This is a genomic window from Stenotrophomonas sp. STEN225 (assembly GCF_056756445.1).
Map to the genome: position 1 here is coordinate 38,963 of NZ_JBRRBV010000005.1, position 25,652 is coordinate 64,614.

15 protein-coding genes are annotated in these 25,652 nt (G+C 68.2%); 12 read left to right on the top strand and 3 right to left on the bottom strand.

Annotated elements, in window-relative coordinates; translation table 11 throughout:
• Positions 1-61: 61 nt before the first annotated feature.
• The 4 genes from ACVOJ1_RS06675 to ACVOJ1_RS06690 are packed head-to-tail and all read left to right on the top strand — an operon-like array spanning position 62 to position 12,815.
• Positions 62-8,212 (top strand): Ig-like domain-containing protein, encoded by an 8,151-nt coding sequence (locus tag ACVOJ1_RS06675; protein ID WP_346480179.1) that lies wholly within the window; start codon positions 62-64, stop codon positions 8,210-8,212.
• Positions 8,212-9,486: a TolC family protein gene (locus ACVOJ1_RS06680; protein ID WP_065175268.1), complete on the top strand. Its 1,275-nt coding sequence runs from the start codon at positions 8,212-8,214 to the stop codon at positions 9,484-9,486. Before ACVOJ1_RS06675 ends, ACVOJ1_RS06680 begins: the two co-directional genes overlap by 1 nt.
• On the top strand, positions 9,467-11,632 hold the full coding sequence (locus ACVOJ1_RS06685) for a type I secretion system permease/ATPase (RefSeq protein WP_262100521.1): 2,166 nt from the start codon (positions 9,467-9,469) through the stop codon (positions 11,630-11,632). The genes ACVOJ1_RS06680 and ACVOJ1_RS06685 overlap by 20 nt, the downstream gene beginning before the upstream one ends.
• On the top strand, positions 11,625-12,815 hold the full coding sequence (locus ACVOJ1_RS06690; RefSeq protein WP_005414746.1) for a beta-barrel domain-containing protein: 1,191 nt from the start codon (positions 11,625-11,627) through the stop codon (positions 12,813-12,815). The genes ACVOJ1_RS06685 and ACVOJ1_RS06690 overlap by 8 nt, the downstream gene beginning before the upstream one ends.
• Here ACVOJ1_RS06690 and ACVOJ1_RS06695 read toward each other — a convergent pair.
• Positions 12,796-13,743 carry a LysR family transcriptional regulator gene (locus ACVOJ1_RS06695; protein WP_346480249.1) on the bottom strand — a complete coding sequence of 316 codons (948 nt, stop codon included), beginning with the start codon at positions 13,741-13,743 and terminating at the stop codon, positions 12,796-12,798. The genes ACVOJ1_RS06690 and ACVOJ1_RS06695 overlap by 20 nt on opposite strands.
• Before the next feature lie 93 nt (positions 13,744-13,836).
• Here ACVOJ1_RS06695 and ACVOJ1_RS06700 point away from each other — a divergent pair, with 93 nt between their 5' ends.
• Positions 13,837-15,030: an MFS transporter gene (locus ACVOJ1_RS06700; protein WP_193395914.1), complete on the top strand. Its 1,194-nt coding sequence runs from the start codon at positions 13,837-13,839 to the stop codon at positions 15,028-15,030.
• A 22-nt stretch (positions 15,031-15,052) separates the two neighbouring features.
• Here ACVOJ1_RS06700 and ACVOJ1_RS06705 read toward each other — a convergent pair whose 3' ends face one another.
• A complete protein-coding gene (locus tag ACVOJ1_RS06705) occupies positions 15,053-15,706 on the bottom strand; it encodes a response regulator (RefSeq protein WP_065175264.1) in 654 nt (217 codons plus the stop codon).
• Positions 15,699-18,728, bottom strand: a complete 3,030-nt coding sequence (locus ACVOJ1_RS06710; protein ID WP_346480180.1) for a sensor histidine kinase — start codon at positions 18,726-18,728, stop codon at positions 15,699-15,701. Before ACVOJ1_RS06710 ends, ACVOJ1_RS06705 begins: the two co-directional genes overlap by 8 nt.
• Positions 18,729-18,824: 96 nt before the next feature.
• On the opposite strand from ACVOJ1_RS06710, the gene ACVOJ1_RS06715 reads away from it, so the two are divergent.
• The 7 genes from ACVOJ1_RS06715 (at position 18,825) to ACVOJ1_RS06745 (ending at position 25,596) form a co-directional block, all read left to right on the top strand.
• On the top strand, positions 18,825-19,157 hold the full coding sequence (locus tag ACVOJ1_RS06715) for a hypothetical protein (protein ID WP_346480181.1): 333 nt from the start codon (positions 18,825-18,827) through the stop codon (positions 19,155-19,157).
• A gap of 78 nt (positions 19,158-19,235) precedes the next feature.
• Positions 19,236-19,652, top strand: a complete 417-nt coding sequence (locus ACVOJ1_RS06720) for a helix-turn-helix transcriptional regulator (protein ID WP_065175261.1) — start codon at positions 19,236-19,238, stop codon at positions 19,650-19,652.
• Positions 19,649-20,305: a hydrolase gene (locus ACVOJ1_RS06725; protein ID WP_065175260.1), complete on the top strand. Its 657-nt coding sequence runs from the start codon at positions 19,649-19,651 to the stop codon at positions 20,303-20,305. The genes ACVOJ1_RS06720 and ACVOJ1_RS06725 overlap by 4 nt, the downstream gene beginning before the upstream one ends.
• Positions 20,306-20,307: 2 nt before the next feature.
• Positions 20,308-20,727 carry a DoxX family protein gene (locus ACVOJ1_RS06730; RefSeq protein WP_065182957.1) on the top strand — a complete coding sequence of 140 codons (420 nt, stop codon included), beginning with the start codon at positions 20,308-20,310 and terminating at the stop codon, positions 20,725-20,727.
• A gap of 119 nt (positions 20,728-20,846) precedes the next feature.
• On the top strand, positions 20,847-22,694 hold the full coding sequence (locus ACVOJ1_RS06735; protein ID WP_346480250.1) for an amidohydrolase: 1,848 nt from the start codon (positions 20,847-20,849) through the stop codon (positions 22,692-22,694).
• Positions 22,673-23,956: an alginate export family protein gene (locus ACVOJ1_RS06740; RefSeq protein ID WP_346480182.1), complete on the top strand. Its 1,284-nt coding sequence runs from the start codon at positions 22,673-22,675 to the stop codon at positions 23,954-23,956. The genes ACVOJ1_RS06735 and ACVOJ1_RS06740 overlap by 22 nt, the downstream gene beginning before the upstream one ends.
• Positions 23,950-25,596 carry an MFS transporter gene (locus tag ACVOJ1_RS06745; protein WP_065182952.1) on the top strand — a complete coding sequence of 549 codons (1,647 nt, stop codon included), beginning with the start codon at positions 23,950-23,952 and terminating at the stop codon, positions 25,594-25,596. Before ACVOJ1_RS06740 ends, ACVOJ1_RS06745 begins: the two co-directional genes overlap by 7 nt.
• Positions 25,597-25,652: the final 56 nt, after the last annotated feature.

A 25,652-nucleotide genomic window follows, 5' to 3' on the forward strand; every position in this document is an offset into this window, starting at 1 on the left:
GTGATCGCTGTGCGTGACGTCGTTGTGCGCATGGCGGTGCGCCTGTAGAGAGGAATGTCCCATGGCCATCCGCGTCAAGGTTGTCCCGGCAAGCGAATCGATCAGCTCCGATACCGCCGCCACCACCGTCCGCAATGATGTCGTGACGCTGCAGCAGAGCAGCAACGTCGCACTGGACATCGATCCAGACCAGGTCGCCGGCTACGTGAAGGACGGCCAGGATCTCGTGGTGCAGCTGAAGACCGGCGAGAACGTCCGCATCGTCAACTTCTATGCTGAAGGACAATCGCCCAGCCATCTGTTCCTGGTGGATGACAAGAAGCTCGTGGCCGTCGATCTGCCGGCGGTGGCCAGCGATGGGCCGTTGGCGGCGAGCTATCTGCCGCAGGAGACGCTGGCTGGGTTCGACTCGCTGACCGCAGCGGGCGCGGGCGCGGGCAGTGGCATCAGCGGCGCGATGGTGCTGGGCGGGCTGGCCGCGGTCGGCGCAGCGGTGGCGTTGGCCGACAGCGGCGGCGGTGGTGGTGGCGGATCGGCGAATCCACCGCAGAATCCCCCGGTACCCGACACCACGCCGCCGGCCGCACCCACTGGGCTGGCATTCAGTGCAGACGGCCGGACGCTTACCGGCAGCGGTGAAGTCGGTGCCACGGTGCGCGTCGATACCAATGGTGACGGGCAGCCTGATGCGACCGGAACGGTGGGTGCCGATGGGCGATTCAGTGTCACCCTGTCGCCGCCGTTGACCAACGGCGAGAGCGTCAGCGTGACGCTGGTCGATGCCGCCGGCAACGTGAGCGGACCGGGGCAGGCGACGGCCCCCGATACGACACCGCCTGCAGCGGCCAGCAACGTGGTGGTGGCTGACGACGGCAGCAGCATCAGCGGCAGCGGTGAGCCGGGAGCAACGGTGGGCGTGGATACCGATGGCGATGGCCAGCCCGATGCCACCGTGGTGATCGGCGGCGACGGCCAGTTCACGGTGCCACTGGATCCACCGCTGACCCAAGGCGAGACGATCAGCGTGGTAGTGACCGATCCGGCCGGCAACAGCAGTCCGCCGGTCACGGTGCAGGCGCCCGACTATCCCGACGCGCCGCTGGTGAATGCCAGCAATGGCAGTGTGATTTCCGGAACGGCGGGCGCGGGCCTGACCATCCTGCTTACGGATGGCGATGGCAATCCGATCGGCCAGACGGTAGCGGATGCGAGCGGCAACTGGAGCTTCACGCCGCCTGCGGCGCTTGCTGATGGAACCGTGGTCACTGCCGTGGCCCAGAATGCGGCCGGCAATACCAGCCCCGCCACGTCGATCACCATCGATGGCGTTGCGCCTGCCGCACCGGTCATCGATCCAAGCAACGGCACGACGATCAGCGGTACCGCCGAGGCCGGCAGCACGGTGACCCTCACCGACGGCAATGGCAACCCGATCGGCCAGGTCACCGCCGATGGCGATGGCCACTGGAGTTTCACCCCGGGCACGCCGTTGCCGGACGGCACGGTGGTGAATGCCACCGCAACCGATCCGGCCGGCAACACCAGCGGCCAGGGAAGCATCACGGTCGATGCGGTCGCGCCGTCCACGCCTACCGTGGAGCCCAGCAATGGCGGCACGCTCACGGGCACCGCCGAGCCCGGAAGCACGGTGGTGCTGACCGACGGCAACGGCAATCCGATTGCGGAAGTCGCCGTCGATGGCAGCGGCAACTGGAGCTATACCCCCGGCACGCCGCTGCCCGATGGCACGGTGGTCACGGTGGTTGCCCAGGATGCCTCAGGCAACAGCAGCCCGCCGGCAACGGTCACCGTGGATTCGCAGCCGCCTGCCGCGCCCATACTCGAGGCCAGCAACGGCACCACGCTCAGCGGAACCGCCGAGCCCGGCAGCACGGTCACCTTGACCGATGGCAACGGTAATCCGATCGGGCAGGTCACCGCCGACGGCAACGGTGACTGGAGCTTCACCCCGGCCACACCGCTTCCGAACGGCACCGTGGTCAACGCCAGTGCCACGGACGCCACCGGCAACACCGGCCCCGGCGCCAGCATCATCGTTGATGCGGTCGCACCCGCCGCCCCGGTCGTGCTCCCCAGCAACGGCACGAGCATCAGCGGTACCGCCGAGCCCGGCAGTACCGTGACGCTGACTGACGGCAGCGGCACTCCGATAGGCCAGACCACCACTGACGGCAACGGCAACTGGAGCTTCACCCCGGCCACGCCACTGCCGGACGGTACCGTGATCAATGCCACCGCCACCGACGCAGCAGGCAACACCGGCGGGCAGGGCGGCACCACGGTGGATGCGGTGCCACCGGCCGCGCCTGTGCTGAACCTGAGCAACGGCAGCGCAGTCGCTGGCACCGCCGAGCCTGGCAGCAGGGTGATCCTCACCGATGGCAATGGTGATCCGATTGCCAGCGTAACGGTGGATGGAAGCGGCAACTGGATCTACACGCCCGCCACGCCGCTGCCCAACGGGACGGTGGTCAACGCCGTGGCAGTGGATGGCTCCGGCAACGCCAGCGTCGGCAGCAGCGTCACCATCGACTCGCAGGCGCCGTCGGCGCCCGTGCTCGACGTCAGCAATGGCACCCTGATCGTAGGCACCGCCGAGCCGGGAAGCACGGTGACGCTCACCGACGGCAATGGCAATCTCATTGCGCAGGTCACCGCCGATGGCTTTGGCGACTGGACCTTCACTCCGGCGACGCCGCTTCCTGATGGCACCGTGATCAACGCCACGGCCACCGATGCCACCGGCAACACCAGTGCGCCTTCGTCGATCACGGTCGATGCCGTCGCACCTGCCGCACCCGTGGTCAACCCGAGCAATGGCATCACGCTCACTGGCACGGCCGAGCCGGGCAGTGTCGTCACGTTGATCGATGGCAGCGGTAATCCCTTCGGTCAGGCCCCGGTCGACAGCAACGGCAACTGGTCGTTCCCGCTCGCTACGCCGCTGCCCGATGGCAGCGTCGTCAGCGCGACCGCCACCGATGCCTCTGGCAATACCAGCGGCGCGACCAGCATCACCGTGGACGCGCTGCCACCGGCGACGCCGGTGCTGAATCCCAGCAACGGCAACACGGTCAGCGGTACCGCCGAGCCCAACAGCACGATCATCCTCACTGATGGCAACGGTGGTCTGATCGCGGAGGTCACCGTCGATGGCAGCGGCAACTGGAGCTACACGCCGGCCACCCCGCTGCCCGATGGCACCGTCGTCACGGCCGTGGCGGTGGACGCGGCAGGCAATACCAGTCCGCCGTCCACCGTCCCTGTCGATGCCAGTGCGCCGCCGGCGCCGGTCATCGATCCCAGCAACGGCACCACCGTCAGTGGTACTGCCGAAGCTGGCAGCACGGTCATCCTGACCGACGGCAGCGGCAATCCGATTGGCCAGGTCACCGCCGACGGCAGTGGCAACTGGAGCTTCACTCCCGGCACGCCGCTGCCGGACGGGACGGTGATCGTGGCGACCGCCACCGATGCCACCGGCAATACCGGTCCCCAGGCGGCCATCACCGTCGATGCGCTGCCGCCGCCGGCCCCCGTGCTCGAACCGAGCAATGGCACGACGATCACCGGCACCGCCGAGGCCGGCGCCACGGTGATCCTCACCGATGGCAACGGCAACCCGATCGGACAGACCACGGCCGATGGCAGCGGCAACTGGAGCTTCACCCCGGCCACGGCACTGCCTGACGGGACGGTGGTCAACGCGGTCGCGCAGGACGCGGCCGGCAACACCGGCCCGCAGGGCAGCACCACGGTCGATGCGGTGGCGCCGCCAACGCCGGTCGTCAATGCCAGCAATGGCAACGTCCTCACCGGCACCGCCGAACCGAACAGCACCGTGACGCTGACCGACGGCAACGGCAATCCGATCGGGCAGGCCACTGTCGATGGCAGTGGCAACTGGAGCTTCAGCCCCGCCACGCCGCTGCCCGATGGCACGGTGGTCAACGTCACCGCGACCGATGCCGCAGGCAACACCAGCGCACCGGCAAGCACCACCGTCGACAGCTCGCTGCCCTCGATTCCGCTGATCGATCCCAGCAACGGCTCGGTGATCAGCGGTACTGCAGATCCGGGCAATACGGTCATCATCACCGATGCCAGCGGCAACCCGATCGGCCAGGTCACGGCTGACGGCAGTGGCAACTGGTCGTTCACCCCGGGCGTACCGCTGCCCGATGGGACCGTGGTCAACGTGATCGCGCGCAGTCCTTCGGGTGTCGACAGTGCGCCGGCGGCCATCACCATCGATGGCGTTGCGCCGCCGGCGCCCGTGATCGATCCCAGCAATGGGGTCGAGATCAGTGGCACTGCGGAAGCCAATGCGGTCATCGTGCTGACCGACGGCAGCGGCACTCCGATCGGGCAGACCACGGCCGATGGCAGCGGCAACTGGAGCTTCACCCCGGCCACGCCATTGCCCGACGGCACGGTGGTCAACGCCATCGCGACGGACCCGGCCGGCAACAGCAGTGGCCCGGCCAGCATCACCGTGGATGCGCTGGCACCGTCGGCACCGATCATCAACGCCAGCAACGGCGTGGTGATCAGCGGCACCGCCGAAGCCGGTGCGATAGTGATTCTCACCGATGGCAACGGCAACCCGATCGGGCAGACCACGGCCGATGGCAGCGGCAACTGGAGCTTCACCCCCGCCACGGCGCTGCCGGACGGCACGGTGATCACCGCGGTCGCCCAGGATGCGGCGGGCAACACCAGTGGCCCGGCAAGCACCACGGTGGACGCGGTGGCACCGCCGGCGCCGGTGATCGACCCGAGCAACGGCAGTGTGGTAAGCGGTACGGCAGAAGCGGGTGCCACGGTGATCCTCACCGATGGCAGCGGCAACCCGATCGGGCAGACCACGGCCGATGGCAGTGGCAACTGGAGCTTCACTCCGGCCACGCCATTGCCCGATGGCACGGTGGTCAACGCCATCGCGACGGACCCGGCCGGCAACAGCAGCGGCCCCGCCAGTACCACCGTCGATGCGGTGGCGCCGCCGGCACCGGTGATCAACGCCAGCAACGGTGCGGTGATCAGCGGTACCGCCGAAGCCGGCGCGACGGTGGTCCTGACCGATGGCAATGGCGATCCGATCGGGCAGACCACCGCCGATGGCAGTGGCAACTGGTCGTTCACGCCCGCCACGCCGCTGCCCGATGGCACCGTGATCACGGCGGTGGCCCAGGATGCGGCAGGCAACGCGAGTGGCCCGGCCACGACCACCGTGGATACGGTGGCGCCGCCGGCGCCGGTGCTCGACCCGAGCAACGGCAGTGTGGTGAGCGGTACAGCCGAAGCCGGTGCCACAGTGATCCTGACCGATGGCAGCGGCAACCCGATCGGCCAGACCACCGCCGATGGCGCCGGCAACTGGAGCTACACGCCGGCTACACCGTTGCCGAATGGCACGGTGATCACTGCGGTGGCACAGGATGCGGCGGGCAACGGCAGCGGCCCGGCCAGTACCACGGTCGATTCGGTCGCGCCGCCGGCACCGACGATCGACGCGAGCAATGGCAGCGTCATCAGCGGCACCGCCGAAGCCGGTGCGACAGTGATCCTCACTGACGGCAACGGTATTCCGATTGGGCAGACCATCGCCGATGGCAGTGGCAACTGGTCGTTCACGCCCGGCACGCCTCTGCCCGATGGCACCGTCATCAATGCACTGGCGCGCGACGCGGCCGGCAACAACAGCAGCCCGGTCAGCACGACCGTCGATGCGGTCGCGCCCTCGGCGCCGACGCTCGATGCCAGCAACGGCACGGTGATCACCGGCACCGTCGAGCCCGGCGTGAAGGTGATCCTGACCGACGGCAACGGTGATCCCATCGGCGAAGCCATCGCCGATGGCAGTGGCAACTGGAGCTTCACCCCGGCTACGCCGCTGCCCGACGGCACCGTGATCAATGCCATCGCGCAGGATGCGGCCGGCAACAACAGCGGCCCGGTCACCACCACGGTGGATGCGGTGGCGCCGCCGGCCCCGGTGATCGATCCGAGCAATGGCAGCGTCATCAGCGGTACGGCTGAAGCCGGCGCCACGGTGATCCTCACCGATGGCAATGGCGATCCGATCGGGCAAGCTATCGCCGATGGCAGTGGCAACTGGAGCTTCACCCCTGGAGCGCCGCTGCCCGACGGCACCGTGATCAACGCGGTGGCACAGGATCCCGCAGGCAATAGCAGCGGCCCGGCCACCACCACGGTGGATGCGGTGGCGCCGCCGGCCCCGGTGATCGATCCGAGCAACGGCAGCGTCATCACTGGCACCGCTGAAGCCGGTGCAACAGTGATCCTGACCGATGGCAACGGCGATCCCATCGGCGAAACCACCGCCGATGGCAGCGGCAACTGGAGCTTCACTCCTGGAGCGCCGCTGCCCGATGGCACCGTGATCAACGCGGTGGCCCAGGATGCGGCGGGCAACAACAGCGGCCCGGCCACCACCACGGTGGACGCCGTGGCGCCGCCGGCGCCGCTGCTCAGCGTGAGTGCTGACGGTACGCTGCTGAGCGGCACGGCCGAGCCCAACAGCCAGGTCCGGATTGTGGTCAATGGAGACACCGCGAATCCGATCACCGTCAATGTGGATGGCAGCGGCAACTTCAGCCTGCCGTTCGCACCACCGTTGATTGCCGGCGAGCTGATCTCTGCGGTCGCGATCGATCTGGCGGGCAATACCAGCGGTCCGGCGACGATCAATGCCCCCGATCTTGCGCCACCGGACATCAGCGTGCCGGAGGCCGCCGACACGTGGATCAATGCTGCGGAAATCGGCGACGGCATCCAGGTCGACGTGACCGTTCGCCCGACGATGCAGGTCGGGCAGGTCATCACCGTCAGGTTCGCGGGCCAGAACGGCTACGAGGCCGATGTCAGCCACACCCTGACCGCTGCGGACATCGCGGCCGGTTCGGTGACCGTGACCTTGACGCCGCCCGCTGGCATGGGGCCGTTCCCGGAAGGCGCATCGACCATCACCGCCGAAGTCGCCGGTGGCACCGCATCGGCGCCGGAAGCCTTCACCATCGATACGGTTCCACCCGCAACCCCGGTGCTGTCGCTGGTCGGCAATCTGCTGACCATTTCCGCCGAACCCGGCACCGAATTGACGGTCACGCTGACGGTAGGAGGTGTGACGGCCACGGCGACGGTCACCGCCGACAACAGTGGCCTGGCGTCGCTGAACCTGCTCACCGATCTGGATATCGACTTCACCTGGGACCAGCTGCTCAACGCACAGGTGTCGGTCGTGGGCAGTGATCCGGCTGGCAATCCGAGCAACGTGGCCAGCATCGGCATCGGCACCAGCATCGAACAGCCGGTCACCATCGGCAACTTCGGGGTGGACGTCAGCCTCAATCCTCTCAGTCCGCGCTTTGGCTTCAGTGGCACCACCGAGCCGGATTCGAGCGTTGTGATCCGGGTGATCACGCCCGCGCTGAACGTCGAGCTGCTGCCGATCCAGGCCGATTCCTCCGGCAACTTCTCGCTGAACCTGCTCAGTCCGACCATCCTCAGCCAGCTCGGGTTGAACATCACCGATATCCTCAACCTTGGGTCGCAGATATCCTTCAATCTGGTATCTACCGATTCCAACGGCAACGACAGCGCTGCCTACGGCGTCACGCTGAGTCCGAACGGCCTGTCGTTGAACATCGGTCAGATCGATGTCAACGGTACATCCGGGAATGACGTACTGTCCGGCGCCAACGGCAGTTCCGAGCACATCAACGGCGGCGATGGCAGCGATCTGATCTTCAACGTCGGCAGCGGCGATCACGTGGTCGCCGGCAACGGCGACGACGCGATCCAGATCACCGCCACCAACTTCGTCAGCATCGATGGAGGGGCTGGATTCGACACCCTGATCCTGGCCAATGGCATCGACCTGGACTACAACTCGGCCGGTGTGGGCACGCTCAGCAACATCGAGCGCATCGATCTGGGCACGGGAGATTCGGGCAGCGTGCTCACCCTCACGGCGGCGGAAGTGGCGGCGATCACCGATGGCAACGACACGCTGCAGATCACCGGCGAGAGCAACGATGTGCTGAACGTCATCGGTGCGGTCAACACCGGAACCACCCAGTTGATCAATGGTGTGACCTACGACGTGTACACCTTTGGCAGCACCACGCTGCTGGTGGAGGACAACTCGGTGCAGGTGGTGGCCTGATGCCGCAACGGCGGAGCCGAAGGCGGTGGGCAGGAGGAGCGTTCGCGCTCCTCCTGCTGTGCGGCCTGCCGGCGGGGGCCAGTGCGATGAGTGTGGAGCAGGCTGTGCAGACCGGACTGGCGATCCATCCCCGGGTGCGTGCGGCGCTGAGCGAAGCGGAACGGGCAGGCACCGACGTGAAAATCGCACGGGGGGGCTACTTTCCCGCACTGCAGGTCTCTGGCGGACCGCAGGCCGGACACATGTCCGAGATGGTGTACGACGTCACGCTGTCGCAGATGCTGTTCGACTGGGGCCGGACGCGCAGCCAGGTCGAGGCCGCCAGTGCGACCCAGCGCCGCTATCTGGCAGCGCTGGAGGTCGCCCGGGACGACGCAGCGCTGGATATCATCGAGACCTACCTGGACGTGCTGGTCGCCCGCGAAAGAGTGGTGGCCGTGCGTGACTTCCTGCAGCGGATCGAGGGCGTCCGCGGCATGGCCCGCGACCGCAGCGGCAGCGGCTACGCCGACCGCACCGAGCTGGATCGCGCGCAGCTGGAGTTCGCGCGCGGCCAGGACCAGCTGGCGTTCGAGGAAGGCGCGTTGCGCGATGCCAACAACCAGCTGGCCCTGCTGCTGGGCCGGGATCCTGGCCCGCTGCAGGCGCCGGACCTGCCTGCCGGACAGCGGGCGTGGCAGCGTGACGGCCTGGATGCAGCAATCGAGGCCGCGCCGCTGCTGCGGGAATCGCGCGAGGATGCCGCGGCAGCCGAGGCGGAGCTGGCCGAATCGCGCGCGGCATTGAAGCCACAGCTCAACGTGGAGGCATCGGCGCTGCGCCGCGAGATCGGCGGGCAGATGGAGAACGATTCGGTGGTTTCGCTGCGCCTGCGCATGGATGTCCTGCGCGGCTTCAGCAATTTCCAGCGGCCGGCGGCGGCCCGGCAGCGACTGGAGGCGGCGCAGTGGAGTGCCGACGCCACCCGCCGTGATCTGCGGCGCAAGATGCGCACCTTGTTCGACAACGCCGATGCGCTGGTACTGCGTGAGCAGGCGCTGCAGCAACAGGTGGAGGAGTCCACGCACGTCGGCGGCCTGTATCACGACCAGTTCCAGGTCGGACGCCGCGACATCATCGATCTGCTCAGCGTGCAGCGCGAGCGGATGGAGGCCGAACGCCAGCTGGCAACTCTGCGCATGGAGCGGGTCCGTATCGATTATCGCGCTGCCGCCCAGATCGGGCAGCTGGGTGAGTTGCTTGGAGGGAGGACGCATGCAGACGCCGCGCATTGAATCGACTACCACCGGCAGCGGCAACACGCCGCGCGACCCGCTGCAGGATGGCCTGTTGCTGCTGTGCGAGCGGCTGGGCCGGCCACTGGGTGCTGCCGAGCTGGTTGACGGCATTGCTCTGGAGCACGGGCGGCTGCCATTGCAGCGGGTGCCACGCGCGCTGCGGCGGGCGGACCTGAACGCGCGCGTGGAGGCCTTCGAGCTGACCGACATCGACGCCTATCTGCTGCCGGTCCTGCTGCTGCTGAACAATGGGAACACGCTGTTGTTGACGGCGATCAGCGATGACCAGGCGCAGGTGGAGGTGCCACAGGCCGAGGGTGGCACACAGGCCATGCCGCTGCAGGCACTGCAGGCGCTGTACAGTGGTACGGCAGTGTTCGCCAAACCGCGCTTCCGCTCGGATGGCCGGGTCGGCGATTTCGCTGCGGGCCGGGGCGAGCACTGGTTCTACGGGCCCCTGCGTCAGCTGTGGCGCTCCTATGTCGAGGTGGGGGCCGCCGCATTCGTGGCCAACCTGCTGGCCATCGCGACGGCGATCTTCGCCATGCAGGTCTATGACCGGGTGGTGCCGGTGGCAGCGTTCGACACGCTGTGGGTGCTGGCCAGTGGCGTTGCCCTGGCGGTCATCATCGAAGGGGTGATGCGCGTCCTGCGCGGGCAGCTGCTGCATGTGCTCGGCAAGCGCATGGACCTGCAGCTGGGAACGCTGCTGTTCGCCCGCGTGCTCGGTACCCGGATCAACGCCAAGCCGGCGTCGATGGGGGCATTCAGTACGCAGGTGCGCGAGTTTGAGGGCGTGCGTGATTTCTTCACCTCGTCCACCGCTGCGCTGCTCAGCGACCTGCCGTTCGTGTTCGTGTTCCTGCTGCTGATCGCGCTGATCGGTGGGCATGTGGTCTGGGTGCCGGTGGCGGCCTGTGTCCTGATGGTGCTGCCGGGCGTGCTCGCGCAGCGCCGGCTGGGTGAGCTGTCGCGGCAGAATCTGCGCGAAGGGGCGATGAAGAACAGCGTGCTGCTGGAGGCCTTTGAACACCTGGAATCAGTGAAGGCCACCCGTGCCGAAGGCCGCAGCCTGAAGCACTGGGAAAGCCTGACGGCGCAGCTGGCGGGAACGGCGTTGAAGACAAGTACGCTCACCGCCAGCCTCAGCCATGGCGCGGCCGTGGTGCAGCAGCTTGCGTATGTGGGTGTGGTCGCCTTCGGTGTCTACCGCATCAATGACGGTGCGATGACCGTGGGCGCACTGGTGGCGTGCTCGATCCTGTCATCGCGGGCGATCGCGCCGCTGGCGCAGGTTGCGGCGGTGCTGGGGCGCTGGCAGCACACCCGCGTCGCCATGGAGGGGCTGGACCAGTTGATGGGCGCCGAGCAGGAGCGCCCACAGGGTGCCCGCTTCGTGCACCGGCCGCGCCTGCAGGGTGCCTACCAGCTGCACGATGTCCGCCTGGCGCTGGGCGAAGGGCCGTGGGTGGTCGACGTGCATGCGCTGTCCATCGCACGTGGGCAGCGGGTGGCGCTGCTGGGCGGCAACGGTGCGGGCAAGTCCAGCCTGCTGCGCGTGCTGTCCGGACTGGTGACGCCGCAGCAGGGACGCCTGTTGCTGGACGACGTGGCGCTGGCACAGATCGATCCCGGTGACCGCGCACGGAACATTGGTTATCTGCCGCAGGACGTGGCGTTGTTCCATGGCAGCCTGCGCGACAACCTCAATCTGGAAGGTGCCGCCTGGCGGGATGAGGAGCTGCTGGAGGCGCTGGACGCGGTGGGCATGGGGCCTTTCGTGCGCGGCAATCCGTTGGGGCTGGACCAGCTGGTGATGGGCAACGGCAGCCTGTCCGGTGGCCAGCGCCAGGCCATCGGCCTGGCCCGGGTGATCCTGCAGGATCCGCCTGTCGTGCTGCTGGATGAGCCCACCGCCGCCTTCGACCAGCAGAGCGAGACCCATGTCATCCAGTTCCTGCAGCGTTGGCTCGGCCAGCGCACGCTGGTACTGACCACCCACAAGCGCAGCATGCTGGCCCTCGTCGAGCGTGCCGTGGTGATGCGCAACGGCAGGATCATCATGGACGGCCCATTGGAGCAGGTGGTGCAGGGCAACCAGGTGCAGCCGATCACCGCGGTCGCAGGGGGACATCATGGTTGAGCGGCAGAAGCGTTCGCAGCGACTGCGGCGCGAGCTTGCGGATCCACTGCTGGCGTCCACGCATCCCGTGTACCGACCGCTGTTGTGGGTGCTGCTGGCGACGGTGGCCATCGCCGTGGGCTGGGCCGCGCTTGCGCAGCTGGACCAGGTGACCCGTGGCGAGGGCAGGGTGGTGCCGTACAGCCGCATGCAGAAGATCCAGAGCCTGGAAGGCGGCATCCTCGATCGCCTGCTGGTGAAGGAGGGAGACCTGGTCGAAGTGGGCCAGCCGCTGGTGCGGCTGGAGGAAACCCACTTCCGCACCAACTACGAGGAATCGGCCAACCAGTCGCAGGTGCTGCGGGCCGCAATCGCGCGACTGGATGCGGAGGTGCTGGGCAAAGGTGCCATCGAGTTCCCGGACGACATTCCGGCCGGGAGCGCGCTGGCACGTTCGGAGCGGGAGCTGTACCAGTCCCGCCGTGCGACATTGCAGCAGAGTTCGGCAGCCATCGGCCAGCAGCTGTCGATCGCGCGCGACCAGCTGCGGATCGTGCGGCCGCTGGTCGCGCGCAACGCCGTCAGCCAGATGGAAGAGTTGAAGCTGACCCAGGAAATCGCCACGTTGACCGGCAAGCTCAGCGAGTTGCGCAACACCTATTTCCAGGAAGCCTATACCGAACGCTCCAAGCTGAAGGCGGAGTTGTCCGCACTGGAGCCGATCGTTCACCAGCGGCAGGACCAGCTGCGGCGCACCGAGATCCTGTCGCCCGTGCGTGGGCGGGTCAACACGGTGCTGATCAATACCCGCGGTGGCGTGATTCCTCCCGGCGAGCCGATCATGGAGGTGATTCCGGTGGAGGAACGGCTGCTGGTGGAAGCCCGCGTCAAGCCGCGCGACGTCGCGTTCCTGGTGCCGGGCATGCCGGCCAAGGTCAAGATCACCGCCTATGACTACACCATCTACGGCGAACTCAGCGGCACCGTCGAGCAGATCAGTGCCGATACCATCGAGGAGGATACGCCGCGGGGCAAGGAATCGTTCTACCAGGTGCTGATCCGCACCGATGGCAGCCAGCTGCGGCGGCACGGCGAGGCCCTGCCGATCATTCCCGGCATGGTGGCGGATGTGGACATCCTGACCGGCAAGCGCAGCGTCCTGAACTACCTGCTGCGACCGTTGATCAAGGCGCGGTTGAACTGAGACCGGGAGTCGGCCGCATGCCATGCAGCTGCGGCAGGGCGGCCTTCATCGCATCGATGAAGGCGCGCAGCCGCGCCGGCTGCTGGCGCGCGACAGGAAACACCACATGGACCGGCAGGGGCGGCGCTTCCCAGCCCGGCAACAACTGGACCAGGCGGCCGTGCGCCAGATCCTCGGCGACCAGCCAGGCCGATACCACCGCCGCACCCAGGCCCGCACGCGCCGCCTGCTGGACCACGAACAGGTTGTCACTGAGCAGGCGCGGCGTGATCGACAGTGTGTGCGGACGCCCGCGTGCGTCGTACAGCAGCAGGCGTTCGCGGTAGTAGGTGACGAGGGAGATCCAGGGCATTGCCTGCGCCTGTGCAGCGGTGGTCACCGCATCGGGATCGACCAGCGAAGGCGCGGCGACCACGATGCGTGGGACTTCGGCCAGCGGCAGCGCGACCATGCGTGGCTCGTCCACCGGGCCGACCCGCACCGCACAGTCGACGCCCTCGGCAATGAAGTCCGGGCGCCGGTCTTCGAGGATCCACTCCAGGCTCAACTGTGGATGCCGGGCGAGGAAGGCGAGCATGGTCGGCAGCAGCTGTGCCTGTCCAAACGCATGCGGCACCATCACACGCAGGCGCCCACGCAGCACGTCGGGTTGTCCCTGCAGTTCGGCCTGGAGCGTTTCCCATTCTTCCACCACCCGCTGCGCGTGCCGCTGGCAGCGCATGCCCTCCTCGGTCAGCTGCAGACCATGCGTGGACCGGTGCAGCAGTCGCAGGCCCAGTTGCCGTTCCAGTGCCTGCAGGCGGCGGCTCACGGTGGGCTGGGTGGTACCCAGCTGCGCGGCGGCGGCAGACAGGCTGCCGGCGTCGACGATGCGCAGGAAGGTGCGCAGCAGGTCGAGCCGGTCGGCGCCCGGGGCCATGTCCATCATACGCACCATGTATGAAAAGTATTCATTTGATCCTACTACAGACGTGAGGCGAATAGGCGCAGGCTACCTCCCGTTCCCTGACTGGAGTTGCTGATGTCCACCCCCACGCTTTCCGTGACCGCCCCGCCGGTCGTGGCTCCTTCCACCTCCCTGGTACTGGCGATGGCGGCCGGTGCCGGGTTTTCGGTGGCATCGCTCTATTACAGCCAGCCGATGCTGGGACTGATCGCCCAGGACCTGTCCGCGGGCGAGCGCGCGGCAGGTCTGGTGCCGACCCTGACCCAGCTCGGCTATGCGCTGGGCATCCTGCTGCTGGCGCCCTTGGGGGATCGTTTCGACCGCCGGTCGCTGATCCTGCTGAAGTCCGCGCTGCTGTCGGTTGCACTTGCCGCAGCGGCCGGGGCGGGGCACCTGCCGGGCCTGCTGATGGCCAGCCTGCTGGTCGGGTTGATGGCAACGCTGGCCCAGGACATCGTGCCTGCCGCTGCGGCGCTGGCACCGGATGCGCAACGCGGGCAGGTGGTCGGACGGGTGATGACCGGTCTGCTGCTGGGCATCCTGCTGTCGCGCGTGGTCAGCGGGATGGTGGCCGAGGCCTGGGGCTGGCGCACCCAGTTCGTGCTGGCGGCCGTGTCCGTGGCGGCGATGGGGGGGGTGATGGCGCGTGCACTGCCCCGCTTCGCACCCACCAGCACCCTGCGCTATCCGGCGCTGCTGGGCTCGTTGCTGTCGCTGTGGCGGGAGCAGCCGCAGCTGCGCCGGGCGGTGGCGAGCCAGTCGTTGCTGGCGGTGGGTTTCAGCGCGTTCTGGTCAACCCTGGCGCTGATGCTGCATGCGCGTCTGGGACTGGGCAGTGCTGCCGCCGGCGCCTTCGGTATTGCCGGTGCGGCGGGCGCGCTGGCGGCGCCGTTCGCCGGTCGCTTCGCCGACAGGCTGGGCAGCCCCGCAGTGGCACGCCTGGCGATCATGGTGGCATTGCTTGGCTTTGCACTGCTGCTCGCCGAATCGTGGCTGCCCGCAGCGGCACTGCTGCCGCTGCTGGTGGCCAGCGCACTGCTGTTCGATTTCGGCTTCCAGTCGGCTTTGGTGGCCCACCAGACACTGGTGTATGGCCTGGCGCCCGCCGCACGCAGCCGTCTCAATGCAGTGCTGTTCACCGGCATGTTCATCGGCATGGCGGCCGGAGGCGCACTTGGCAGCCTGGCATTGGCGCAGTGGGGGTGGCATGGGGTGGCATGGCTGGCGACGCTCTGTGCCGGTGGCAGCCTGCTGATCCGCCTGCGCTGAGCGCTGCGCGCGCAGCCGCGCGTCAATCGTGGCCGCTGTCGTCCAGGCTGATGATGCCGCGGCGCAGGGCCTGGGTGACCGCATGGGTGCGGTCGCCGACGCCCAGCTTGTCCATCAGGCTCTTCATGTGCGCTTTTACCGTCTGCTCCGAGATCTGCATGCGTTCGCCGATGCGCTTGTTCGAGAGTCCGCCGGCAACATGCCGCAGCACCTCGGTTTCGCGCGGCGACAGCCGGTCCTCCACCACGTGCGCGGCGATGCTGGCGGCCACCGCGGGTGGAATAGGCGCACGGCGACCACCGGCCACCATGCGGATGGTATCGATCAGTTCATGGCGCAGCATGTCCTTGAGTAGATAGGCGCTGGCGCCGGCCTGCAGGGCGCGCACCGCTCGTACGTCGCCGCGGTAGGTGGTCAGCACGATGATGCGGGCACGCGGGTCGAGCGCGCGGATCCGCATGATGGCCTCGACACCGTCCAGCCGGGGCATCTGCAGGTCCATCAGCACCACGTCCGGTTGCAGATGCTGGTACTGCGCGATGGCTTCTTCACCGTCGGCAGCTTCGCCCAGCAGCCGCAGGTCCGGCTGGGCGCCGAGCAGGGCCGCCAGGCCGTCGCGCAGCAGCGGGTGGTCATCGACCACCAGCACGCCGATGGGAGGGGAGAGCTCAGTCATGGTCAGGTCTGCTCCAGGGCCAGCGCCAGCGCGACGGCCTTCGGTGATAGAGGCGGCGCGCGGGGACCGACAGCGCCACTTCAGTGCCCAGGCCGGGCCGCGTCCACAGCTTCAGCGCCGCGCCCAGCCGCTGCGCGCGCTCGCGCATGCCCTGCAGCCCCCAGTGGCCGGCACCGGCATGGTCGTCGGCAATGCCAACGCCGTCATCGCGGACATGCAGCAGGAAGCAGCGGGCACCGTAGGACAGCTCGACCTCGATGGCGCTGGCCTGCGCATGCCGCAATGCATTGCGGATCGCCTCGCGGCCGATCAGGAACACCTCCTCGGCAGCATCCGGCTGCAGGCGGGGCGGTGTGCCTTCCACGGTCAGGCGCAGTGGGTTGGTGCCCTGGCCGGCGTACTCGGCGTGCACATCGGCCAGGGCCGAGGCCAGATCACGACCCGCGAAGGGACCGTCGCGCAACGCGTTGACCCGTTCGCGGCCCTCGGCCAGATTGCGTTCGGCCAGCTGCATCGCCGATTCCAGCTGGCTGCGCACGGTTTCCGGCGTCTGTGGTGACTGGCTGATCGCGTGCAGGCGCAGGATCAGGCCCTGGCTGCCCTGCAGCAGCGTGTCATGCAGGTCACGGGCGATGCGCTCGCGTTCGCCGTTGCGCTCCTGCAGCCGGGCCCGGAACAGCGCGGCCAGCTGTCCGCTGCGGATCCGTACGGCCATCACCAGCACCACCAGCACCAGCAGCGCGCACAGCAGCTTGAACCAGACGGTCTGCATGAAGGTCGGTGCGATGCGGAAGCTGCGATGCGCCGGCACCCGGCTCCAGATGCCGTCTTCATTGGCGGCCTCCACCTCGAAGCGGTAGCTGCCGGGGGCCAGGTTCGTGTAGTAGGCGCGGGTGCTGCTGCCGGCGTCCTGCCAGTCCTCGTCGACACCCGACAGTCGATAGCGGTAGCGGTTGCGTTCGGGCCGGGCCAGTGAAAGGGCCACGTAGTCGATCTGCAGCTGGGTGGTACCAGCGGGCAGGCGCATATTGTCACGCAGTGGTTCGTGCACGTTGCCGTACAGCACATCGCCGATGCGGACGCTCGGCGCCATGCTGTTGACGTGCGCGTGGGTCGTGTCCAGCCATGCCAGGCCCTGGTTGGTGGCCAGCCAGAGCAGCCCGTCACCGGCCAGCACCGCCGTGGAGATCGGACCGCTCTGCAGGGCGACGCCCGGCATGCCGTCCACGGCATCGAACAGGCGCGGCGTCACCGGCAGGCCGGCGCGCAGCGCGTGCCGCAGATGCGCGCTGTCCAGACGCACCAGGCCGCGGCTGCCGTTGAGCCAGAGCCGGCCCTGTGCATCGGCCACCATGCCGGTGATGCCTTCGAGCACGCCCGCAAGGTCGGTGCGTACCGGCATGAAACGTCCGCCGCCCAGGCGTGCGGCCAGGCCCGATTCGCCGGCGACCAGCAACAGATCGCGCTGCTGCAGCAGGGCAGTCACCGGCCCCACTGACAACCCCTGCGTGGCACCGAAGGTCTCGATCGTGCTATCACCCAGATGGCGCAGGCGTCCATCGGCATACCCCAGCAGCAGCTGGCCGTTGTCGTCCATTGCCAGGGAGGAACAGGCCTGCTCGGGCAGGCGCGGTTCGCGCTGCCAACGGCCCTGCGCGTAATGCAGCACGCCGCGCTCGCCGGTACAGACCCAGGCCTGCTCGTCATCGGGAAACAGCAGCGCGTGCAGTGGCTGGCCGGTGAACGGCGCCGGCAGTGCGATCCGTGCGGTCCGGCCGTTACGCGTGCGCGCGAGATTGACCCAGTCGAACTGCCAGATCGGCGTCGGCGCGCCGCGTGCAGCGGCTTTAAGTTGCGCGCCACTGCCGTCGAGCAGCTCCCGGCGCAGGTCATAAGGTGCCAGATCCTCGCCGTAGCCATACACGCGGCCATCGCTGGCACGGACCAGCGAGCGATACGGATCGGCAGGACCGGCCGACAGCGTTTTCACGCTGCGCGCGCGGAAGCGGTTGAGGCCGAGATTGGTGCCGACCCAGATATTGCCTTCGCGGTCGGCCATGATCGGCACGGCCGACGTTGCGGTCAGGCCATCCGGTGAATCGAAACGTTCCATGCGCACGGCGCGCCTGCCATCGAACGTGACCCTGGCGACCCCACCGTGCGGGCTCATCGTCGCCCACAGCGCGCCATCAGCGGTGAACTGCAGCCGCGCAGCGACCAGCTCCGGCAGGCGGCGTGCTTCGCGCTCGTGCTGTGGCAGCACACCCTCCGCGTTGGCCAGCGGCGAGGTGCCGCGCACGCGGTCGGCCAGCCACACCTCGCCCAGCGGGCTCTCCACCAACGTGGCCATCTGCGAGACAGCGATGCCGGTGTCCTCGAAGCGGACGGCACCCGGCGCGCGTTTCCAGATCTTCAGGTCGGCCAGCACCCAGAAGGTATTGCGGCTGTCCTGCAGGACCCACTGCACGCGCCGCTCGGGCAGGCCTGCGCTGGCCGGTGGCGGCCGCCAGCGCTTGCCGTCGAACCAGCGCAGCCCGCCGTTGATGGCGGCCCAGCGGCGCCCCTGCTGGTCGCGGCTGAAGCGCGGCACCACGCCGACCGGAACCCCTTCCTCGCGCCCGAAGTTGCGCAGCTGGCCATTGGCGAACTGGCTGATGCCCGCCTGGAAATAGCCGATCCACAGCGCATCGCCATCGCCGGGCACCAGGGTGACCATGTTGGTGGAGGGAAATCGGCTGCCGGGCGGTGCGGGCTGCCGCTCGAAGCGACGCCCGTCGAAGCGGTACAGCCCGGAGCCGGTGGCCAGCCAGAGCAGGCCGTCGCGATCCTGGGCGATGTCCCAGATATCGCCGGGTGCGCCCTGTCCCACCCGCCAGGCGGTGTGCTCGTAGCCGGGCAGCCCGCTGCTCACTGCCGGGCGCTGCACGGCGTGGGCGGGCAGGGCGATGCACAGCAGCAGGCACATCAGCAACGCCGTCAGGCGACGCAGGGAAGGGAAGGGGCAGCCATGCATGCAGCGCATTCTCGCAGGTGCGGGGCAGGGCGGGGTGACCCGAACGGGGTAGGCGCCTGCCGCGGCACTCGGCTATCACGCCGGCATGGACCACAGAGACTCTCCATGCAGCGCCTGTTCGTGATGTTTCCTGACCGCGGTCCCGGCGCCGGCCTGTTATGGCTGCGGCTGTGCGTGGTCGCAGCGCTGTGCGTGCGCCCGTCCAGCGCGGGCTGGCTGACGGCTGCCTGCCTGCTGGTCGCCCTGTCGCTGCTGCTGGGGGTGCTGACGCCGCTGTCGGCGCTGCTGGCCGTGCCGTGCCTGTTCTGGCAGTCGGTGCCGTGGGCCCTGGCGTTGCTGCCGTTGGCCCTGCTGGCACTTGGGCCGGGTGCCTACTCGCTGGACGCGCGGCTGTTCGGACGACGTGTGCTGGAGCGACGGTCTCCCCCATTCGGGTAGGTGCTGCCCTCGTCCGTCGGGGGTAGGGCATCGTGCCGGCGCCCCGCACCATGGGGCACCCCGTCGTGGCACCCCTCCATGGCTACCGTATCCCGCCCTGTTCCGACCGTCGCGGCGTTGCCGCCCCGGCAGGCTGCCGCTCTGCAGCGTGCGCTGCATTACATCGATGAACACCTGTCACAGCCGATGCGGGTCACCGAGCTGGCTGACGCGGCCTGCGTGAGCCGCTTCCATCTGGTGCGGCTGTTCCGCACCGGAACCGGCGCGAGCCCACTGCGCTACGTGCGCCGCCGCCGTATCGAGCGTGCCCGCCAGCTGCTGCCCGTCGTGCAACTGCCGATGTCCTGCCTGGCGCAGCAGCTGGGCTTCTTCGACCAGAGCCATTTCGTCCGCAGCTTCCGCGCGGAGACCGGCTGCAGCCCCGGCCAGTACCTGGCTGGAGATGCAGCCCTGTCCCTTCCCCCTGCCCTTGTTCGCAACGGAGTCCATCCATGAGCCTCGCTACCGCAATTCCTGCCAAAGGCCTGCTATCGCCCACCGATCACGCACTGGTCCTGATCGATTTCCAGTCGCAGATGGCATTTGCAACCCACACGATCGACATCTCGGCGCTGCGCAACAATGTCGCGCTGATCAGCAAGGGCGCGCAGGGTTTCAATGTGCCTGTGGTGCTGACCACGGTCGCGGAGACCTCGTTCTCCGGCCCGATGTTTCCGGAGCTGCCGGTGATCTTCCCCGGGCAGAAGGTGTTCGATCGCACCTCCATGAACACCTGGGAAGACCAGCCGGTGATCGATGAGATCAATCGCATCGGCAGGCGTCGCCTGGTGATGGCCGGGCTGTGGACCAGCGTGTGCATCGTGGGGCCTGCGCTGTCAGCGCTGGAGCAGGGTTTCCAGGTGTACGTGATCACCGACGCCTGCGGCGATGTCAGCGTGGAAGCACATGAGCGGGCGATCGCCCGCATGGTGCAGGCCGGTGCGGTGCCGATGACCAGCGTGCAGTACCTGCTGGAGCTGCAGCGCGACTGGGCGCGCGGCGAGACCTATGGCCTGACCACCGGCATCGCCCGTGATCACGCGGGCGGTTACGGCATCGGCATCCAGTACGCCAAGACCATGTTCGGCGCCCAGGAAGGCGGGCACTGACCATGGATCCGGGGCTCGACCTGGCGCTGCTGATCCTGCGCGTGGCGGCGGGCGGCTTCCTGCTGCCCCACGCGCTGGGCAAGCTGTTCGGCTGGTTCGGTGGCCCTGGCCTGAGCGGTTTCGCGGCCGAACTGCGTGGCTTCGGCCTGCCGTCGGCGGCGCCTCTGCCATTGCTGCTGGCCGGGCTGCAGGTGCTGTCCGGAATGGCCGTACTGCTGGGCTGGCAGACACGCATCGCTGCGCTGGCCGCAGCGGCGTTCATCGGCTTCACCGTGCTGCTGGCCGTGCCCAAGGGCTGGTTCTGGATGCGCGCCGGCGCCGAGTACCCCCTGATGTGGACCCTCGTCCTGCTGGCCATCGCGCTGGCCGGGCCGGGAGCCTGGGCGCTGGACAGCCCCGTATTTCCCGGAGACATCGCATGAACCATGAGCCACTCGATCCCGGCCGCCGCAGCGTCGTACTGGGCACCGGCGCTGCCGTGGCGCTGGGCCTTGCCGGACAGGCCGGCGCCGCCCTCGATTCCGCCCCCAAGGAGCGCCGCATGCACACACTGGTCATCCGCAACGCCCGCATCACCACGCTCGATCCACACCGTCCGCATGCACAGGCGCTGGCCGTACAGGAAGGGCGCATCATCGCCGTAGGCAGCGATGAAGAGATCATGCGTGGTTGGGGAGCCGAAGCCACGCTCATCGACGCACAGGGCAGGCGACTGGTGCCCGGCCTCAACGACAGTCACACCCACCTCATCCGTGGTGGCCTGAACTACAACCTGGAGCTGCGCTGGGACGGGCTGCGTTCGCTGGCCGATGCAATGGCCATGCTCAAGGCACAGGTCGATCGCACCCCGGCGCCGCAATGGGTGCGCGTGGTGGGGGGCTTCACCGCCGCCCAGTTCCACGAGAAGCGCCTGCCGACCCTGCAGGAGCTCAACCAGATCGCACCGGATACGCCGGTGTTCCTGCTGCACCTGTATGACCGCGCGCTGCTCAACGGGGCGGCGCTGCGTGCATGCGGCTACACCCGCGAAACGCCGGACCCGCCCGGTGGCCAGATCGTGCGCGATTCGCTGGGCAACCCCACCGGCCTGCTGCTGGCCAAGCCCAATGCGTTGATTCTGTATGCGACGCTGGCCAAGGGGCCACGCCTGCCGGTCGAATACCAGGCCAACTCCACCCGTCACTTCATGCGCGAGTTGAACCGGCTCGGCATCACCTCGGTGATCGATGCCGGGGGAGGCTTCCAGAACTATCCCGAGGACTACCAGGTCATCGAGCAGCTGCACCGCGACGACCAGCTGACCGTGCGTATCGCCTACAACCTGTTCACGCAGAACAAAGGCAAGGAAGTGGATGACTTCCGTGGCTGGAGTGAGATCCTGCAGCCCCGCCAGGGCGATGATCTGCTGCGCCACAACGGCGCCGGCGAGATGCTGGTGTTCTCGGCAGCGGACTTCGAGCTGTTCAGCGAACCACGCCCCGAGCTGCCGCCGGAACTGGAGCCGGAGCTGCATGATGTGGTGAAGCTGCTGGTGCAGAAGCGCTGGCCGTTCCGCATCCACGCGACCTATGACGAGAGCATCGGCCGCATCCTCGATGTCTATGAGCAGGTCAACCGCGAAGTACCGTTCGATGGACTGCACTGGTTCATCGATCACGCCGAGACCATCACCCCGCGCAACATCGAGCGGATCCGGGCACTGGGTGGAGGCATTGCGGTACAGCACCGCATGGCCTACCAGGGCGAAGCGTTCGTCGAACGCTATGGCGTGCAGGCGGCACGGCACACGCCGCCGGTGAAGCGCATGCTGGCCGAAGGCGTGCCGGTCGGCGCGGGCACCGACGCCACCCGCGTGGCCAGCTACAACCCCTGGGTCGCGCTGTCGTGGCTGGTCACCGGGCGCACCGTCGGCGGCCTGGCGCTGTATGGGGAGGAGAACCTGCTGGAGCGCGAGCAGGCCTTGCGCCTGTGGACGCAGGGCAGCGCATGGTTCTCCGGCGATGAAGCGGTGAAGGGCACCTTGAGGGAAGGCCAGTTGGCCGATTTCATCCTGCTCTCGGCCGATTTCTTCCGCGTCGAAGATGCCCGCATCGCCGACATCACCAGCGTGCTTACCGTGGTCGGTGGCCGCATCGTGCATGCCGGCGAAGACTATGCCGGACTGGCGCCGCAGCTGCCGCCGGCGATGCCGGACTGGTCGCCGGTCAACCGGTTCGGGGGGTATCACGTGGGCGGCGCGGCCACCGGCGTGGCGATGGCGCATCACCATCACCCTGGTGCGGCCTGCAGGACCCACGGTGTACACGACCATGCCGCGCGCCACGCAGTACCCAGCAATGATCTGACCGCATTCTGGGGTGCGATGGGATGCTCGTGCTTCGCATTCTGAGCCTCGCCCTGCTGGCCGCGCCGTCCCTTGCGCTCGCCTGCGAGGGGGGCTACTGCAGCGATGCCGCTGATGGCACGTTGCAGTGGGATGCCTCGATGCGTCTGCGCGGAATGTACTACGACCCGACCCGCTTCGGTATCGGCGGCGGCGAGGATGGCTACGGCCTGCTTCGCGCATTGGCGTCGGCCACCTACGGTGAACGCGACTGGAAGGCGATGCTGCAGCTGGGCGTGCACGGCGAGCGTGGGAGGGCCGGTGGACCTGGCAGGACCGATCGGGGTGCGCTGGACGTGCAGCAGGCGTACTGGCGCTGGCAGCGCGGCGGCCTGCATGTGCAGCTCGGGCGGCAGGAGGCGGGCCATGGCAGCTCGCGCCTGCTGTCGGTGCGCGACGGGCCGAATATCCGCCTGGCCTTCGATGGTGCCAGGGTCGGATGGCAGGGCGGACTGGGCGTGCTGGAACTGATGGCACTGCGTCCGGTGGAGAACCGGCCGGGTGCGTTCGATGACAGTGGCGAACGCGGTGCGCATCTGTGGGGTGCCTATGCAACCACGGCGCCAGGCCAGGGTCCGGGCCAGTGGGACCTCTATCTGCTGGACTATCGCCGGGAGGACGCCCGCTTCGCGGCAGGCGCCGGCATCGAGCGCCGGCAGACTCTCGGGGCGCGCTGGTTCGGCCAGGCCGGATCGTTGGACTGGAACAGCGAGCTGGTCGTGCAGGGCGGTGAGCTGCGGACCAGCAGCGAGCAGCTTGATATCCGCGCGTGGACGCTGGCCACCGATACCGGTTGGCGTTGGCCGCAACTGCCCTTGCAGCCACGGCTGGGACTGAAGGCCGACATCGCCAGTGGTGATGGCCGCCCGAACGACGCCCGGCTGGGCACCTTCAATGCCCTGTTCCCGAAATCGGCCTACTTCAGCGAAGCCAGCCTGCTGGCGCCGGCGAACCTGATGGACGTGCAGCCAACCCTCACACTGCGGTTGCACGAATCCGTCACCACTGAACTGGGCATGCAGATGGCCTGGAAGCACCGCCGCGCCGATGCGGTGTACACCACGCCCGCACCGCTGGTGGCGTTGCCCGGCAGCGCAGGCGGCGCGCGCAGGATCGGCCGCCAGTACAAATCCGAAACCCGCTGGCAGGCCAGTGCACACTGGCAGTGGCAGCTGCAGCTGGCCTGGGTCGATGCCGGTCCTGCGCTGACGCAGGCCGGTGGCCAGGACACGTTGTTCGCCTCGATCGTTGGAGCATGGCAATGGTGAATGCACGCACATCGCAACCTCCCGCACCGGCCGCAGGTGCCTGGTCCCCGCTGAAGATCCGCATGTTCCGCTCGATCTGGCTGGCGATCCTGGCCAGCAACATCGGTACGTGGGTCAATGACGTGGCCGCGGCCTGGGTGATGGCCGAACGCACAGGATCACCGTTGATGGTGGCCCTGGTGCAGTCAGCCACAACCGTACCGATCGTGCTGCTGGCACTGGCCGCAGGAACCCTGGCCGACATCGTCGATCGCCGCACGTACCTGCTGGCCACCCAGGGATGGATGCTGGCAGTGGCGGCCTTGATGGCGGTGCTGACCTCGCTCGGCATGCTGACGCCGCAGCTGCTGGTGCTGCTCACGTTCTGCATGGGATGTGGCGCGGCGATGGCGATGCCGGCGCAGGCAGCGATCGTCTCCGAGCTGGTTCCGCAGTCGATGCTGCCGTCGGCAGTGGCGCTGAATTCGATCGGCATCAACATCGCCCGTTCGATCGGGCCTGCTGTCGGTGGCCTGATCGTCGCCCAGCTGGGAGCCGTGTGGGCCTTCGGCTTCAATGCCATCACCTTCGCTGCGATGCTGTTCGTGGTCTGGGGCTGGAAGCGTGACCCGAAGGCATCGAGCCTGCCGCCGGAAGGTTTCGGTGCCGGACTGAAGGCCGGACTGCGCTATGCCAGCCGCGCCGGGCGTCTGCAGGCGGTGCTGATCAAATCGGTCGGCTTTTTCTTCTTCGCTGCGGCGATGAACGCATTGTTGCCGGTGGTGGTGCGAGGGCAGATGCATGGCGGTGCAGGGCAGTACGGCATGCTGCTGGGCTGCATCGGCATCGGCGCGGTTGCCGGGGCGCTGCTGCTGCCTAGATTGCGCGCACAGCTGGACCGCGATCTGCTGGTGTTGCTGGCGACGCTGGCGCTGGCACTGAGCCTGGTTGGACTGGCGCTGACCCGCAGCTGGTACCTGCTGCCGGTGGTGATGCTGGTTAACGGTTTCGCCTGGATCACGGTGCTGTCCTCGTTGCAGATCGCCGCACAGACGGCGGTTCCTGCCTGGGTGAGGGCGAGAGCGCTGGCGCTGTACATCATGGTGTTCTCGGCAGGCATGGCCGCCGGCGGCCTATGCTGGGGCGCGCTGGCGCAGCGAACATCGCCGGAACTGGCGCTGCTGGTTGCGGCAGCAGGCGCGGTCATCGGCGGGCTGCTGGTGTGGAGGGTGCGAATCGCTGGCACCGAAGATCTCAACCTGCGCCCGGCGGGTCATTGGCCGGCGCCGGAACTGTCGGTGCCGGTCTCCAACGATCGCGGGCCGGTGCTGGTGACGATCGAATACCGCATCGATGCCGCCGACCGTGCATCGTTCCAGGCGCAGATGCGCGCGCTGGGCACGGTCCGGCGCCGCGACGGTGCGGTGGTGTGGGGCGTGGTCGAAGATGTGGCCAGCCCCGGCATCCATCTGGAGTATTTCGTGACCCCGTCCTGGCTGGAGCACCTGCGCCAGCACGAGCGCATTACGGCCGACGACAAGGCGATCCAGGAAGTGCTGCGTGCCCTGCACCGTGGTGAACGCGCGCCGGTGGTACGTCATTTCGTCGGCGGGCATGACCCGTTGCCCACGGCGGTACCGCACCATCACAGCGATATCTGACAGGTAGCGCCGGGCCATGCCCAGTGGATGCTGGATACGTTCGCCGGGCAATACCC